At 62.7% G+C, this 16,102-nt stretch carries 13 protein-coding genes and 1 pseudogene; 6 read left to right on the forward strand and 8 right to left on the reverse strand.

Annotation, left to right across the window (positions count from 1 at the left end; all coding sequences use genetic code 11):
- Positions 1-53: 53 nt before the first annotated feature.
- The 5 genes from H045_RS24530 to H045_RS11830 form a co-directional block, all read right to left on the reverse strand.
- Positions 54-947, reverse strand: a complete 894-nt coding sequence (locus tag H045_RS24530; RefSeq protein WP_003234218.1) for a GNAT family acetyltransferase — start codon at positions 945-947, stop codon at positions 54-56.
- A 278-nt stretch (positions 948-1,225) separates the two neighbouring features.
- Positions 1,226-2,059, reverse strand: coding sequence for a TIGR03915 family putative DNA repair protein (locus H045_RS11815; protein WP_003234220.1), 834 nt, complete (start codon positions 2,057-2,059; stop codon positions 1,226-1,228).
- Complete coding sequence (locus tag H045_RS11820) at positions 2,056-3,276, reverse strand: putative DNA modification/repair radical SAM protein (protein WP_003234222.1); 1,221 nt, start codon at positions 3,274-3,276, stop codon at positions 2,056-2,058. Before H045_RS11820 ends, H045_RS11815 begins: the two co-directional genes overlap by 4 nt.
- A 100-nt stretch (positions 3,277-3,376) precedes the next feature.
- On the reverse strand, positions 3,377-4,714 hold the full coding sequence (locus tag H045_RS11825) for a lysine N(6)-hydroxylase/L-ornithine N(5)-oxygenase family protein (RefSeq protein WP_015372476.1): 1,338 nt from the start codon (positions 4,712-4,714) through the stop codon (positions 3,377-3,379).
- 120 nt (positions 4,715-4,834) lie between these two features.
- The gene (locus H045_RS11830; RefSeq protein WP_049818578.1) at positions 4,835-5,365 is read right to left on the reverse strand and encodes a sigma-70 family RNA polymerase sigma factor; all 531 of its coding nucleotides are present in this window, start codon (positions 5,363-5,365) and stop codon (positions 4,835-4,837) included.
- 193 nt (positions 5,366-5,558) lie between these two features.
- On the opposite strand from H045_RS11830, the gene H045_RS11835 reads away from it, so the two are divergent.
- From H045_RS11835 to H045_RS11855, 5 genes are all read left to right on the forward strand, one after another.
- The gene (locus H045_RS11835) at positions 5,559-6,710 is read left to right on the forward strand and encodes an efflux RND transporter periplasmic adaptor subunit (RefSeq protein WP_015372478.1); all 1,152 of its coding nucleotides are present in this window, start codon (positions 5,559-5,561) and stop codon (positions 6,708-6,710) included.
- Between the two features lies 1 nt (position 6,711).
- Positions 6,712-8,685, forward strand: a complete 1,974-nt coding sequence (locus H045_RS11840; RefSeq protein WP_015372479.1) for a MacB family efflux pump subunit — start codon at positions 6,712-6,714, stop codon at positions 8,683-8,685.
- Positions 8,678-10,090: an efflux transporter outer membrane subunit gene (locus H045_RS11845; protein WP_015372480.1), complete on the forward strand. Its 1,413-nt coding sequence runs from the start codon at positions 8,678-8,680 to the stop codon at positions 10,088-10,090. Before H045_RS11840 ends, H045_RS11845 begins: the two co-directional genes overlap by 8 nt.
- A 107-nt stretch (positions 10,091-10,197) precedes the next feature.
- Positions 10,198-10,944 (forward strand): alpha/beta hydrolase family protein, encoded by a 747-nt coding sequence (locus H045_RS11850; protein ID WP_015372481.1) that lies wholly within the window; start codon positions 10,198-10,200, stop codon positions 10,942-10,944.
- Between the two features lie 209 nt (positions 10,945-11,153).
- The gene (locus H045_RS11855; protein ID WP_003234237.1) at positions 11,154-12,017 is read left to right on the forward strand and encodes a LysR family transcriptional regulator; all 864 of its coding nucleotides are present in this window, start codon (positions 11,154-11,156) and stop codon (positions 12,015-12,017) included.
- A 13-nt stretch (positions 12,018-12,030) separates the two neighbouring features.
- On the opposite strand, the gene H045_RS11860 is transcribed toward H045_RS11855, so the two are convergent.
- A complete protein-coding gene (locus H045_RS11860) occupies positions 12,031-14,433 on the reverse strand; it encodes a TonB-dependent receptor (protein ID WP_015372482.1) in 2,403 nt (800 codons plus the stop codon).
- Positions 14,434-14,637: 204 nt separating this feature from the next.
- Between H045_RS11860 and H045_RS11865 the strand changes: the two genes are divergently transcribed.
- Positions 14,638-15,066, forward strand: coding sequence for a VirK family protein (locus tag H045_RS11865; RefSeq protein WP_032870696.1), 429 nt, complete (start codon positions 14,638-14,640; stop codon positions 15,064-15,066).
- A 51-nt stretch (positions 15,067-15,117) separates the two neighbouring features.
- On the opposite strand, the gene H045_RS11870 is transcribed toward H045_RS11865, so the two are convergent.
- Together H045_RS11870 and H045_RS24535 are read right to left on the reverse strand one after the other, a co-directional pair.
- A complete protein-coding gene (locus H045_RS11870) occupies positions 15,118-15,429 on the reverse strand; it encodes a cupin domain-containing protein (RefSeq protein ID WP_003234243.1) in 312 nt (103 codons plus the stop codon).
- Between the two features lie 150 nt (positions 15,430-15,579).
- A pseudogene (locus tag H045_RS24535) lies at positions 15,580-15,855 on the reverse strand (energy transducer TonB family protein); the annotation flags it as partial.
- Positions 15,856-16,102 lie beyond the last annotated feature (247 nt).

Raw genomic sequence — 16,102 nt, forward strand, 5'->3', positions numbered from 1 at the left:
GTAAAACACTGTGGGAGGGGGCTCGCTCCCTCCCGCATTTGTTTGCAGCGCTCTCAGGCTGACGGCGGGATATTCTCGCTAATCTTCTTGCCCATGCTGGTCCTCGGCTCCACGCCATACCCCAGCGCCTCATAGAACCCCACCACGGCCTCGTTGCCGCCGGTGATCTGCAGGTTGATCTTCATGCAACCCAGCGCGGTCAGTGCCTGTTCCGCATGGCGTACCAGTGAAGAGCCAAGGCCGTGCCGACGATAGTCCACGTGCACCGCCACCGAATACAACCAGCCGCGATGACCGTCATACCCGGCGAGAATCGTGCCGATCACGGTTTTTTTATCCGTCGCCACGAAAAACAAACCGTCGTTGACCGCCAGCTTTTTATCGATGGCCAGGGTCGGCAGGTTATGCGCGGTGTCGTAGCCAAAGGCTTCCCGCCACAACGCCGCCACCTGTGCACGATGCTGACGGTCGCGATAAGGCACGATGGGGTGGCGCGACGACAGCGCCTTTTCCATCACCAGCGTGCGTTCGTTGCCGTGGTAAACAGTGCGTACCGTATGAAACCCCAGCCGGGTATAGAACGGCTCGGCCGTCAGCGAGGACGGCACGCTCAATACCGTTACGCCGGCCTCCCGGGCGCGCAGTTCAATCTCGATCATCAGCAAACGGCCAATGCCCTGCCCTTGCAGCGCCGGGTTGACGAACACCGAGCGCACCACATTGCCGTCGAGGGCCGCCGTGGCGACGATTGTCTGACCCTGGGCGGCCACCAGCACAACGCGGCGAGTGAGCAGCGCAAGCACCGCCTCGGGGCTGAAGTTGCTTGCCACGCGAGCAATCACATCGGCCGGGTAATCCCGCGCATTGCTGCTGTGCAAGGCCGCCAGGATGACCTGACTGATGCCCTCGGCATCGGCGGTTTGGGCGAGGCGAACAGCGGTAGACATGATTCCTCCTGGCTGACGGCGATTGAGCAAACGCCACAATACCAATGTAGGAGCGGGCTTGCCCTAATGCCGTTCAGTTAAGCGCAGATTCCCTGTGGCGAGCAGGCTTGTCCTGCGTTGGGCTGCGCAGCAGCCCCAAAACCACGCGCTGAGCCGTATCAGGTACACGGTGTTTTGCTGGATTGGGGGCGCTTCGCCCCCCAACGCGGGGCAAGCCCGCTCGCCACAACAAGCGCGCTCGCCACAGACGTTCCGGCTTGCTGCGCCTCCCACAGGTTTTAACCCTGCCCGCTTGAGATGCGTTTACCAGGCTTGGCGCCGATCAACCTGGCCTGACCATCCTTCTGCTTGCCCGTGCGCGCTTCGCTGATCAATCCCGGGATCAACTTGCCCTCCGGCAGGTTCTTCCAGAACCGGCTGGGAAAGTGCCCTTCCATGACCTTGGGGTTGAGCCGCGCCGGGTTGAAGATATGGCTGTAATAGGTCAACCACATGGCGCTGTGGGGGTCTTCGACATTCTGCGCCAGTTGTTGCCACGCTTCGGGGCACCGGCGTTGATGAATCAACTGCTCGCCGTCGTAATACACCCCATCCAACGGCGTGGCGATCATCCAGCGATGACGCCCCATGCGTCCGATAAAGTGCTGGCTGGCCGAGTGCAAGATGTCATGGGCCGGCTCGTGCCAAGCCACGTATTCCGGCAACTGCGGGCCGGCCTCGGGCGGCAGCGCGATGAAGCGTACGAACGCGTGCAAATGGTGCGCCTCGCGGCTCACCTGCTTGATGCGCCGCTGCAACTCGCTGCCCAGCTTGTCGCCGGCGAGCATCGCGGTGCGGTCGCCATGGCTGACCCGCCACAACACCTCGTACAGCAGGCTCCAGCGTTGGTCGCCGTGATAACACGCGGCAGACGCCAGCAGGTCGATCAGCGCCTTGGGAATCCGCGCCTGGAATGGCCCCGGCGTGTCGGGAATGGCCTGGTCGGTGGCGAACAGGTCGGCAACTTCCGTCGCACCCCAGCTCACCTGGCTCGGGTCAACCTGATGACTGAGCAGCCAGCGCGCCTGCTCGCGCCAGGTGCTGAACAGGTTGTCGCATTCCAGGCTGATCATCCCCACAAGCCCATTTGCTGCGGCGCGGGGCGGTCACGCAATTGCTCGCGCAGCAGCACGCTGGTGCTGTCGGCCTGTTGCGGGTGGTAGTCGCTGGTGATGAAGAACGGCTTGGCCTTGGCCAACACGCAGCGCATGCGCGCCAGGTCTTCAAAGCGGATCTTGCGTTCGCGGCGCAGGTCGACCAGCCGCTGAGTGGTGCGCAGGCCAATGCCCGGGATGCGCGCGATCAGGGTTGGCTCGGCGCGGTTGAGGTCCAGGGGGAAGACCTCGCGATGCTCAAGGGCCCAAGCCAGTTTGGGGTCGATATCCAACGCCAGGTCGCCGGGGCCTGCAAGCAGTTCGCCGGCGCTGAAGCCGTAGCTGCGCAACAGGAAATCCGCCTGGTACAGACGGTGCTCGCGCATCAGCGGCGGTGCGGCCAGGGGCACGCTTTTCGGACTGTTGGGAATGGGGCTGAACGCCGAGTAATACACGCGGCGCAGCTTGAAATTACCGTAGAGCGCTTCGGCGCCGTGGAGAATGGTGCTGTCGTCGGTGTCATCGGCGCCGACGATCATCTGTGTACTCTGCCCGGCCGGTGCAAAACGTGGCGCGCGCGGTTCGTTGCGCACGGTTTGCTCGCCGGTGTAGATGGTCTGCATGGCCTGCTTGATGGACACGATCTGCTTCTCCGGCGCCAGCGTCAGCAGGCTGGCCTCGGTAGGTAGCTCGATGTTCACGCTGAGGCGATCGGCATAACGCCCGGCTTCGGCGATCAGGGCCGGGTCGGCGTCGGGGATGGTTTTGAGATGGATGTAGCCGCGAAAGTCGTGTTCTTCGCGCAACAGTTTGGCCACCCGTACCAGTTGCTCCATGGTGTAGTCCGACGAGCGGATGATGCCGGAACTGAGAAACAGCCCGCTGACGCAATTGCGCCGGTAGAAATCCAGGGTCAGGGTGACCACCTCTTCCGGGCTGAACCGCGCGCGGGGCACATCGCTGGAGCGGCGGTTGACGCAGTATTGGCAGTCGTAGAGGCAGAAGTTGGTGAGCAGTACCTTGAGCAGCGACACGCACCGGCCGTCGGGCGTATAGCTGTGGCAGATGCCCATGCCATTGGTGGAGCCCAGCCCCGTCTTGCCTTCCGAACTGCGCTTGGGCGCGCCGCTGCTGGCGCAGGAGGCGTCGTACTTGGCGGCGTCGGCGAGGATGCTGAGTTTTTCGATCAACTGCATGGAAGACTACCGATACTGGTTTTTTGTACAGTATCAGCGGCCCGGCGGTGTCACAAGTACCGTCTGTAGGAGCGAGGATGCTCGCTCCTGCAAAGGGAGATCAACTGGCGGTGGCCAGCAGCAGGTCCTGCACCGAGCGGCCTTGACCACGATGACGATCATTTTCATACAAGGAGGCGGCAATCTCATCGGCCCGGATCGGCAGCACCGACAGCAAGGTGTCGCTCAAGCCATGGCTGGCCTGGCTGAACCCCTGGATGTAGATGCCCGCCTTGCAGCGCTCGTCGGTGACGATGCGGTAGTCGCGCGCCACTTCGAAATCGCCCATGTAGGCGTGCAGCGGCGCCAGCAGCTCGCGGTGCATCTGGCGCTCGTAGCCGGTGGCGAGAATCACTGCGTCGTAATGGCCGACGCTGGTTTCCCCGGTGGCGTTATCGCGCAGGACCAGTTCGATGCCCAACGGGCCGGCACTGGCTTTTTCGACCACGGTCATGGTACGAAATGCCTGGCGCGCGATGCCCGAGACTTTCTGGCGATAGAAGATGCCGTAGATGCGCTCGATCAGGTCCAGGTCCACCACCGAATAGTTGGTGTTCTGGTACTCGGCCACCAGCCGCTCACGCTCGGCACCGACCTGCTGGAACACCAGGTCGGTAAAGGCCGGCGAGAACACTTCGTTGACGAACGGGCTGTCATCGGCCGGCTTGAGCGCCGACCCGCGCAGGATCATGTCCACCTGTACCGAGGGGAAGCTGTCGTTGAGGTCGATGAAGGCTTCGGCCGCGCTCTGGCCGCCGCCGATCACCGCGATGCGCATGGGTTTGCCCTCGACACAGGGCTGCTGAGCCATGCGCGTCAGGTATTGGGAATGGTGGAAAACGCGGCCATCACCCTTGAGCGCCTTGAACGCCTCGGGCACCCGGGGGGTGCCGCCGGCACTGACCACCACCGAACGGGTGGTGCGCACGTGCTGCTCGCCTTGTGTATCGCGGGAGATCACGCGCAGCGCCTCGACCTGCTGCTGATGCAGGATCGGTTCGATGGCCAGGACTTCCTCGCCGTAGTTGGCCTGGGCCTGGAACTGCCCCGCCACCCAGCGCAGGTAGTCGTTGTACTCCATGCGGCACGGATAGAAGGTGCCCAGGTTGATGAAGTCCACCAGACGGTCGTGGGCCTTGAGGTAATTGACAAAGGAATAAGGACTGGTGGGGTTGCGCAGGGTGACCAGGTCTTTGAGGAAGGAGATCTGCAGTTCGCTCTGGGTCACCAGGGTATTGCCGTGCCAGCGGTAGTCGGCCTGCTTGTCGAGAAACAGCACGTCCAGTTTGCCCTGGGCTTTTTCACGCTCCTGCAGGGCGATGGCCAGCGCCAGGTTCGAAGGGCCGAAACCGATACCGATCAGGTCGTGAACCGCGGGCGAAGCAATTGCCTGTGTCATTCCAGTGTCCTCTGGATAAGCCCCTTGGCGGATGGGGCGGGAATACCTTCAAGGCCTGAACAACAGGCCGTGTGTTGATAGGAAACGAGGACAGTGAAATAAAATTTAACTAACAGCTGATCAGTGCGCTTCCCACTCGCGCATGCGCACGCGGCAGTGCTTCATGGCGTTGACGATGTGTTTTTCCACCAGCGCGCGGGAAATGCACAGGCGCTCGGCGATCTGCAGGTGCGACAAACCGTCGAGCTTGCGCAGCAGGAAGCTGTCGCGGCACGCGCTCGGCAGCTCGGCCAGGGCGCGTTCGAGCATGTCCAGGCGCTGGGCCTGATCGTGGCTGGCATGGGGCGAGCCGCTGGCGAAACGCTCCTCGCTGTCGAGCACCTCCAATGGCTCGACCTGGCGCAGGGCGTTGCGCCGGTGGCCGTCGATCACCAGGTTCAGCGCGGTGCGATACAAAAAGGCGCGGGGCTGGTCGATGGGTGTGTTGCTGGTGCGCTCCAGCACCCGCACGTACGCGTCATGCACCACATCTTCGGCCACTTGACGGTTGCCCACCCTGGCGTTGAGGAAACACACCAGCTCGCGATAGTAGTTTTCCAACCTGACTCCCGACTGTTTCGTGGCGGCAAAAATGACAACCCTGCAGGCCATCGTGATGGCAGTTTGGGTGCGTGCAATTTATAGTAATTCTCATCTACTTTTAAAGAAGTCTCGCATTGACGCGGCTTTTTTTTATTCATCGGCGCTGTTACAGCCTGTGTAAGCGCCTAAATTTGCGCGCATTTTCCTCGTATATCAGTCAGCTCCCCGCGACTGCGGCCCACACCCTGGCTGGAACCCACGCATGAAACGCCCTCGCCTCGCCCGACGCGCCCTGCCTGCTGTGGCGTGCCTGACTGCGCTCATTGCGCTGATCACCTGGTACAACCTGCCGCCCAGCCGCGATGCGCTGACCACGGTCACCGTCACGCGCGGCAACATTGAAAACAGCGTGACCGCACTGGGCACTCTGCAACCGCGCCGATACGTGGATGTGGGTGCCCAGGCGTCGGGGCAGATCCGCGACATTCATGTCGAAGCCGGCGATCAGGTCAAGGCAGGCCAACTGTTGGTGGAGATCGACCCTTCCACACAAAAAGCCAAACTCGACGCCAGTCGCTACGCCATCGAAAACCTTAAGGCCCAATTGCAGGAACAACAGGCGATGCACGCACTGGCGCGGCAGAAATTTCAACGCCAGCAGCGCCTGGCGGCGGGCAACGCGACGCGCGAAGAAGACGTGCAGGCCGCCAGGGCCGAGCTGAGCGCCACCCAGGCGCGCGTCGAGATGTTCCAGGCGCAGATCCGCCAGGCCCAGGCCAGCTTGCGCAGCGACGAAGCCGAACTGGGCTACACGCGCATCTATGCGCCGATGAGCGGCACTGTGGTGGCGGTGGACGCCCGCGTCGGACAGACGCTCAACGCACAGCAGCAGACGCCGTTGATCCTGCGCATCGCCAGGCTGTCGCCGATGACGGTGTGGGCCGAGGTCTCGGAAGCCGACATCGGCCACGTCAAACCGGGCATGACCGCCTACTTCACCACGCTCAGTGGTGGCAGCCGTCGCTGGACCAGCACCGTGCGGCAAATCCTGCCGATCCCGCCCAAGCCGCTGAACGAAACCAGCCAGGGCGGCGGCAGCCCCAGCAGCAACAAAAGCGGCAGCGGCCGCGTGGTGCTGTACACCGTGCTGCTGGACGTGGACAACACCGACAACGCCTTGATGGCCGACATGACCACCCAGGTATTTTTCGTTGCAGGGCAAGTCAGGGACGCCCTCACCGCGCCGGTCGCCGCCTTGCACGGCAGCTTGGCCCGCGTGGTCGCGCAGAACGGGCGCATCGAGGAGCGTCAGGTGCGCCTGGGCATCAGCGACCGGCTGCGGGTCGAGGTACTCGACGGCCTCAGCGAGGGCGATCACCTGTTGATCGGCCCGGTCGACGGCAGCGGAGGTTGAGGTGACGACGCCGCTGATCGAACTCAAAAACATCCGCAAATCCTACGGCGGCGGCGACAGCCCGCAGGTGGATGTGTTGCGCGGCATCGACCTGGCGATCCATGCCGGCGAATTCGTCGCCATCGTCGGCGCGTCCGGGTCCGGCAAGTCCACGCTGATGAACATCCTCGGCTGCCTCGACCGCCCGACCGTGGGCGACTACCTGTTCGCCGGGGAAAACGTCGCGCACCTGGACGGCGATGCACTGGCCTGGCTGCGCCGCGAAGCCTTTGGCTTCGTGTTCCAGGGTTACCACCTGATTCCCTCGGGCTCGGCCCAGGAAAACGTCGAGATGCCGGCGATCTACGCGGGCATCAGCGCCGCCGAGCGTCATGCCCGCGCCAACGCCCTGCTCACCCGCCTGGGCCTGGCCGAACGCACCGCCAACCGCCCGCACCAGCTTTCCGGCGGCCAGCAGCAGCGGGTGTCCATTGCCAGAGCATTGATGAACGGCGGCCATATCATCCTTGCGGACGAACCCACCGGCGCCCTCGACAGCCACAGCGGCGCCGAGGTCATGACCCTGCTCGACGAACTGGCGAGCCAGGGCCACGTGGTGATTCTGATCACCCACGACCGCGAAGTCGCGGCGCGCGCCAACCGCATCATCGAGATTCGCGACGGCCTGATCATCAGCGATTCCGCCGACAGCGACAGGGGCGTGCCGGCGCCGGCCAACGGCAACGCCCTTCAGGCCGTGGACCTGCGCCAGCGCCTGGTCGACGGCGCCGAACACAACGGTGCCTGGAAGGCCGAGCTGGTGGACGCCGTTCAAGCGGCGTGGCGCGTGATGTGGATCAATCGCTTCCGCACCGCGCTGACGTTGCTGGGCATCATCATCGGCGTGGCATCGGTGGTGGTGATGCTGGCGGTTGGCGAAGGCAGCAAGCGCCAGGTGATGGCGCAGATGGGCGCGTTCGGTTCCAACATCCTCTACCTCAGCGGCACCTCGCCCAACCCGCGCACGCCGCCGGGGGTGGTCAGCCTCAGTGACGTCGCGGCCCTGGCCACGCTGCCCCAGGTGCAACGCATCATGCCGGTCAATGGCAGCGAAGCGGGGGTGCGCTTTGGCAATGTCGACTACATGGCGTATGTGGGCGGCAATGACACCCACTTCCCCGACATCTTCAATTGGCCGGTGGTCGAGGGCAGCTATTTCAGCGAAGCCGACGAACGCAATGCCGCCACGGTGGCGGTGATCGGCCATCGCGTGCGCCAGAAGCTGCTCAAGGATGTCGCCAATCCAATCGGCCAGTACATCCTGATTGAGAACGTGCCCTTCCAGGTGGTCGGGGTGCTGGCGGAAAAAGGCGCAAGCTCCGGCAACAAGGACAGCGACGACCGCATCGCCATCCCCTACACCGCCGCCAGCGTGCGCCTGTTCGGCAGCTACAACCCCGAATACGTGGTGATCGCCGCCGCCGATGCGCGCAAGGTGCAAGAGGCCGAGCAGGCCATCAATGAGCTGATGCTCAAGCTGCACAACGGCAAGCGCGACTTCGAGCTGACCAACAATGCGGCGATGATCCAGGCCGAGGCGCATACGCAAAACACCCTGTCGCTGATGCTGGGTTCGATTGCCGCGATTTCCCTGCTGGTGGGCGGGATCGGCGTGATGAACATCATGTTGATGACCGTGCGCGAACGCACCCGTGAGATCGGCATTCGCATGGCCACCGGAGCGCGTCAGCGCGACATTCTGCGCCAGTTTCTCACCGAGGCGGTGATGCTCTCGGTGGTGGGCGGCCTGTTCGGCATTGCCCTGGCATTGCTGGTGGGCGGCGTGTTGGTGCTGGCCAAGGTGGCGGTGCAGTTTTCGCTGCTGGCGGTGCTCGGCGCGTTTGGCTGTGCACTGGTCACCGGCGTGCTGTTCGGCTTTATGCCGGCGCGAAAAGCGGCCCGGCTCGATCCAGTCAAGGCGTTGACCCGTGAATAAATCTTCGTTTATCCCGCACCTGTCGGCACTCTGCGTGTGCCTGTTGCTGAGCGCCTGTGGCGGTAACCCGCCGATTGTCGACAGCGGCGTTACCGCGCCGGCCGCGTGGCAATTCGCCGAGCGCGAGGCGGCCCAGTCGATCAACCAGCGTTGGTGGACACAATTTGGCAGCCCGCAGCTCGATCGGCTGATCGACCAGGCCCGACGCGACAGCTTCGATGTTGCCGCCGCCATGGCGCGCGTACGCCAAGCCCAGGCGAGCGCCGTGATCGCGGGTGCGCCACTGTTGCCAGACGTGAAATTCAACCTCGCCACCGGTCATCAGAAACTGCTGCGCGGCAAGGGCGGCCCCGACCTGGACGTCTCGCAGAACGATGATGCCGTCGACAATTTTGGCGCCAATTTCAGTGCCAGCTATGAGGTGGACTTCTGGGGTGGACGCGCCGCCGCGCGTGACAGCGCCCTGTATGGGTTGCGCGCCAGTGAGTCCGACCGCGCCACCGTGGAGCTGACTCTGCTCGGCAACGTCGCCGACCGCTATGCGCAAACCCTGGCGGCACACGAGCGACTGCAGATTGCCGAGCTGAACCTGGCCAACGCACGCAACGTGCTCAAGCTGGTGCAGACCCGTTACGACGCAGGCTCAGCCACGGCACTGGAACTGGCCCAGCAGAAAAGCCTGGTGGCCGGCCAGCAGCGCCAAGTGCCATTGATGCTGCAACTGGCCGAAGAATCCCGAATCAGCCTGGCCGCGCTGCTCGGCCAACCGGTGCAGGCGCTGGCGCTGGAGGCCGAACCGTTCCACACGCTGACGTGGCCGAGCATCGGCCCCGGCGTGCCCAGCCAACTGCTGAGCCGGCGCCCCGACCTGGCCAGGGCCGAGGCGCAACTGGCGGCCGCGCGGGCGGATGTCACCGTGGCCCGCGCTGCCATGCTGCCCGCCGTCACCCTGGGTGCCACGGTTGGCTCCGACGCCTACAAGGCCGCAGAGATCCTGCGCAGCCCCTACTACACGCTGACGGCCGGCCTGGTGGCGCCGGTCTTCGACCATGGCCGTTTAAGCGCCGAGCGCGACAAGGCCCGCGCGCGCGAGGACGAATTGCTGCAAACCTACCGCGCCGCCATCCTCAACGGCTTTGCCGATGTGGAGAAATCCCTGAGCAGCATCACGCGCCTGGACCAGCAGCGCCAATGGCAGGACGAGGAACTGCAGCAAGCGCAGGCGGCATTGCGGATCGCCGAAAGCCGCTACCAGGCCGGCGCCGAAGACTGGCTGACGCTGCTTGCGGCCCAGCGCATCCTCTACGCTGCGCAGGACGCGAACGTGCAACTGCGGCTATCGCGCGTGCAAGCCAGCATCGCGCTGTTCAAGGCGTTGGGGGGCGGCTGGAACACCGACAGTTAATAAACGAAACTCCGCTTTCCCACACAGACTGTTTATTCACCCTACATTATCCAGACGAGGGTCCTTGGTAAAAAAGCCGCTATCTCACGGCTGACCGAACCCTCTCGATGAAACTCCGCGTTCTGGAAAAATACCTGACCGGCCTCGGCTGCTGGCTGGCAGCTCCGCTGCTGCTGGCCGAACCGTTGATCGCGCCGACCGCCATTGACTGGCTGCTGGACTGCCCCTTTTCCGGCGTTGTACCGCTGGACCCTGAGGTGGTAGCGCGTACCCAGTGCGGTCAGGTGAGCGTGCCGCGAGACCATGCCGCTCCTGGGCGCGGTCGCGTGATTCTCACCCTGACCCGGGTGGGCGCCCGGGAACCGCTGAACCGCGAAGGCGTGGTGTTTATCCAGCCGGGCACGACCAGCGGCGTGCCTTTCGCGCTGCAATTGACCAGCCGCTGGGAATCCCTGGCAACGCCAGCGTATCGCACGCTGATTGACCGGTATGACGTAGTCGAACTGAGCCTTCGCGACCTGTCGCAGGACGACGCGGTCGAGCAGGCTGCGCAGGACATGGAGTATGTGCGCGGGCAACTGGGCGAGGCGCAGCTCAGCTTTGTGGGGAATGCCGATGCCACCCTGCTCGGCAGCCGCTACGGCTCGCTGTTTCCCGAGCGTGTCACGCGCATGGTGCTGGTGAACGCGAGCAAAGGCTCGCCGATGGCCGCAGGGGTGGAGCAATTGCTGCTCAAGGATGCCTCCAGCGCCGACGCGAATGGCTGCGTGACTCGCTGGCTTGGCGACTTTCTCGCCTACGGCAAGCAGCCGCCTGCGTCCGCGCGCTGCCTGGACCGCGGGGCATGGGAGTAACCCAATGCAACCGGCGTTCTGTGGCGAGCGGGCTTGCCCCGCGTTGGGGTGCGAAGCGCCCCCAATCCCGCAAAACGCGGTGTACCTGCTAATGCTCGGAGCCTGGTTTTGGGGCTGCTGCGCAGCCCAACGCAGGACAAGCCTGCTCGCCACAGGGAATCTGCGCATGCATTCCACTACAATGCCCGGACTCAATCGCAAGGCATTTTATGGACATCGAACTGGCTCGCACCTTTCTTGAAATCATCCGCTGCGGCAGCCTGGCCGCGGCGGCCGAGAAGCTGCACGTCACCCAGACCGCCATTACCGCGCGGGTCAAGAGTCTCGAGAGCCAGCTGGGCAGCACGCTGTTCATCCGTAACCGCGCCGGTGCGCGGTTGACCGCTGATGGTGAGGCCTTCGTGGTGTATGCCAACCAGTTGCTGCAGACCTGGGAGGCCGCGCGTCGCGACCTGCCATTGCCCGAAGGCTATCGCAACATGCTGCACATCGGCGGTGAGGTCAGCCTGTGCAACCCGCTGATGCTCGGCTGGGCCCAGGCTCTGCGCGAACACATCCCCGGGCACGCGCTGCGCACGGAAATCGGCGAAGGTGAGTACCTGCTGCGCCAACTGGAATTGGGCGTGCTCGACGCGGCGCTGGTGTTTCAGCCGCAGTACTGGCCGGGGTTGCAGGTGGAGCAGGTGCTCGAAGAAAAACTGATTCTGGTGCAATTGGTAAGCAAGCCGGCGCCCTATGTGTATATCGATTGGGGACCGGGGTTTCGCCAGCAACATGACGCCGCCCTCCCAGACAAGGCCCGCGCGGCGTTGAGTTTCAATGTGGGGCCGCTGGCCTTGCAGTACATTCTGGAGAATGGCGGCGCGGGGTATTTCCGCACGCGCGTGGTGCAGAGCTACCTCGACAGCGGCGTGATGCAGCGTGTGCCCAAGGCGCCGGAGTTCAGCTTTCCGACCTACCTGGTGTACGCGCGGGCGCGAGACTCGGCCGTGTTGCAGCAGGCGCTGGCACTGCTGCGCGAGGTGGTCAGGGCAGAGAGTGACTGGTCACAGCGTTGGGATCCGCTGATCTGAGTCCCGTATCAACTCAGAAATCGACCGTGGCCGACAGCAGATAGGTGCGCGGCGTCGAGAGGGTCAGGCCAGGCTCGCTGTCATCCGAGGCACCGGCCGAACTCCAGTAGCGTTTGTCGGCCACATTCTCCACGTTGGCGCGCAGGGTGATGTGCTTGTCGTCCACCTTGAAGGCGTAGCGCGCGCCGACGTCAATGCGATTCCAGGCATCGATCTGCTTGACGTTGGCCTGGTCCAGGTACTGGGAGCTGGAATAGATACCACGGCTGGTCAGGGTCAGGCCTTCGAGGGTCGGCACATCCCACTCGGCGCCCAGATTGACGTTGTACTTGGGCGTTGCCGGCGCGCGGTTGCCGTCGAAAGTGCCGTTGGTGGTGTGAGTCAATTCGCTGTCGATGTACATCACGCCGCCGAGCAAACGGACCCCCTTGAACGGCTCGCCGAACAGGCTCAGCTCAACCCCATCGTTCTGACGCTTGCCATTGGGACCGAACAACCGCGAGCCGGCATTGGTTTCGTAGGCCGGCTGTTTGATGCGGAACACCGCAGCAGTCACCGCGAAAGCTCCGGCGTCGTATTTGGCGCCCACCTCGACCTGACGGCTGATAAAGGGCGGGAAGATTTCATCTTCGTTGATCGAGGTGGACGGGGCGATCTTGCCCTGGCTCAAGCCTTCCATGTAGTTGGCGTACAGCGAGAGCGTGTCAGTGGCCTTGAACAGCACGCCGCCCGAGGGTGAAATCTTTTCTTCGTCGTAAGCGGTGGCGCCTTTCACGTTGTCGGTCCAATCGTCCACCTTCACGCGCTGCCAGCGTGCGCCCAGGGTCAGCAGCAGGCGGTCATCGAAAAAGCCCAGGGTGTCGGACAGCGCCAGGCCGCTGAACGTGTTTTCGGTGTACACCTTGGGATCAAAACGCGTCGGCCGCGAAGGCGTCGGGGTTTGCACGGGGTTATAGAGATTGCTCGGTGCCGCCGCGTACCGCGCGCCGCCGTTTTCAAAGTCCATGTAGAAGTAGCTGGCCGCGAGGTTGACCTCATGGCTCACCGGCCCGCTGTGAAACCAGCTGCGCACGCCGGCGGTGGCGGTACGCACATTTTCGTCACGGGTGAAGTCACGCGGCTGCACGCTGAAATCGCCGACGTTGTTGCTGACCGACACCGCATGGCGCAGGAAGTCGTGGTTACTCTTGCGCGCGCCCATGCCGCCGTACAGCATCACATTGTCGCTGAGGTCGAACTCGCCATTGAACGTGCCGAAGGTGTCGTTGGTGCTGGCCTTGCTCCAGGACTGCGCGTAGTTGCGGCGCACATCGCTGGCGCTGGGCACCCTGGCATTGGCGGCCACCTGCACACGCTCCTGGGGCGCGTCGGTGTCCCGCTCGGTGCGGCCGATGTCTGTGGAGAGACGCAGGCGCTCACCGCGAAAATCCAGACCCAGCACGGCCATCTCGCGGTCGACGCTCTGGTGATCCCACTCGGTATCGCCGGCCTGCTTCACGCCGTTGAAACGAATGCCGAACTTATTGTCCTCGCCAAACCGGCGGCCAATATCCACCGCGCCGCCCGCCTGGCTGCCGGAGGCCCAAGTGCCGGTAAACGAATTGATATCCTTGTCGGTCGCCCGCTTGGGCACCACGTTGATGCCGCCGCCCACACTGCCACGCGGGGAGATGCCGTTGATCAACTGGCTCGGGCCCTTGAGGATGTCGACGCGGTCGGCCATTTCCATGTCAATCGTGTACGTCGGCAATACGCCGTACAAGCCGTTGTAGGAAACGTCACTGTTGAACAGGCTGAAACCGCGAATGGTGAACTGCTCGTACCGCCCGCCGGCCGGGTTGGTGGTGCGCACAGAAGGGTCGCTGGCGATCAGGTCGCCCAGCGTGCGGGCCTGTTGGTTTTTGACCGCCTCCTGGCTGTAGGTGGTCATGCTGAAGGGCGTTTCCATGAAGTCCCGTGCGCCCAGCAGGCCCTGCGAGCCACGGCGCGCAACCTGCCCACCGGCATAGGCATCACCGCCCGCCAGGTCGGTGGTGGCGAGGATCGACGTCGGCGCCAGTTTCAGACTGCTGCCTTCGGGCACCGGCACCAGCATGAACGCCTGCTCGCCCACCGGCTGCAATTGCAGGCCGGAGCCTTGCAACAGGCGAGCAAAGCCCTCCTCCACACCATATTCGCCCGTCAAACCACTGCTGCTGCGACCGCTGACCAGCGCCGGATCCACCGACAGATTGACACCGGACAGGCCGGCAAATCGGGTCAGCGCGGTGCTCAGGCTACCGGCAGGGATCTGGTAGCTGCGGCGTGTGGTGTCTTCGGCGTAGCTGAGTGAGACGAACAGCGGGCTGGCGCTGAGGCTCAGCATCAGGCTCAAGCGGAGCAAAGGGCGCAAGCGCAGGGGCAGAACGGCGGACATGGGAAAGGCTCTCGATTTTGTTCACTTACCGGGTATGACAGGTGAGGTGAAAAAAAGGGACAGAGGCATGCGCAATACCGAGAGTCCATCGAAAACAGCGGCTGCAGAGCGTTCGGTTAAATAGGTCGTCACATTGCAATGTTCATAAACACGGGTAGACGTTACGGGTAACCTGCTCCCACCATGACCCTTACTGGAGACGCTATGAACAAGTCCTGTCTTTTTATGCTCGCCTTGTCACTCCCCGCCATGAGCTGGGCCAGCGATGCCTTACCCGACTTGCCTGCAGTGACACAGTCTTTATTGGCCGGAAAGTCCGTCTCCGTGGTGCTTGACCTGGGCCTCTGCAAGCCGGGATCGAGCAACGCTGAGCCCACCAAAACCCGCGGTGGGCTGCGTATTGATGCCTTTCGCGTGACCGAGGACGGCACCCTGGCATTCGCCGACGATCATTTCAGTGTGAGCCGTGAAGGCAAGCCTATTAATCAGTTTTTGCGCTATCGGGTGCACCCGGATGGCAATGCCGAGTTCAGCATGACGATATTCTCGGTTCCCGATTACCGACAGATTGATAAAACACTCACTTATCAATGCGGTATTGGTAAGGGTTTGAGTTTTTTTGCGGGCAGTTGAATTCAGGAGGGTTGGGAGTGCGCTGGAGACATCGGGCCAGCCCGCTCTCAATCAAACGCTCCCCTCGCGCTCAATGACGAGTATTCGAGCTTCGCCGAGAGGGTGAGCAACGTGCTCACAACCGATACCCGCAAAAAACACATCCCCCGCCGACAGCACAACAATGTGTTCAATACCTAGATCGCGATAGTGCATTTCGACGACGCCGTCCAGGACCGCAAATACTTCTTCTCCATCGTTCACATGCCACTTGTAGGGCTGATCCGTCCAATGAAGACGCACTGTCGTGCCGTGCATGTTTGCAATATCCAGTGCACCCCATGCGCGAGCAGCGGTGAACTCTTTACTCCGGATTACCTTCACTCGTTTTCTCCCTGGTGGCTGATAACGCACTCTTTGGCTTAACAATTTGATCCGGCGAGATTGAAAAACCATTTATGCCTCACTGGGTTTCAACGCACACCGGCGCGTAATTCAAATCGCCAGAAAACTCTAACGTTTTGCACGCGCTGCTCAGATATTCCCGTCTAGAGAGTAGATAAAAGGGGCTGTGATCGTAATCGGGCCATTTTTCATTAGATTGGCTGGTGGTTTTGGCAATGGCTGGGCGCGACGGATCAGTCCTAGGGTGGCCGCGTCCAAGTCCGCATTGCCTGAACTGTGTACCAGCTCATAAGAAACGATATTTCCGTCGCCATCTATTGTAAAACGCAGTTGGTTTGTTCCTTCAACCCCGGCCAATTGTGAGGCGATCGGGTAACTCTTGAATTTATTCAAATGCGTTACGAGCCCGGCGCTCAGTGTTTTTTCTTGTTCGGCAGTGGAAGAGCAACCAGAGATTGCGCCGAGAAACACAAGGGTAAAAACAGTGGTTAGGAAAAATCTGAACATTCAAATGTCTCGCTATTTGGCAGTGCGATTCACGCACATGGCTGTTTTTAGCCTATCCGTACACTCAACTGCCCAGCAATAAAAGCACAGTTTCAACGAAGTTGGATGACCTGTCGCTCCTTCCCGCCTCCACCCGCAAAGAAGC

Source organism: Pseudomonas poae RE*1-1-14 (genome assembly GCF_000336465.1).
In the GTDB taxonomy this organism is placed as follows: Bacteria; Pseudomonadota; Gammaproteobacteria; order Pseudomonadales; family Pseudomonadaceae; genus Aquipseudomonas; species Aquipseudomonas poae.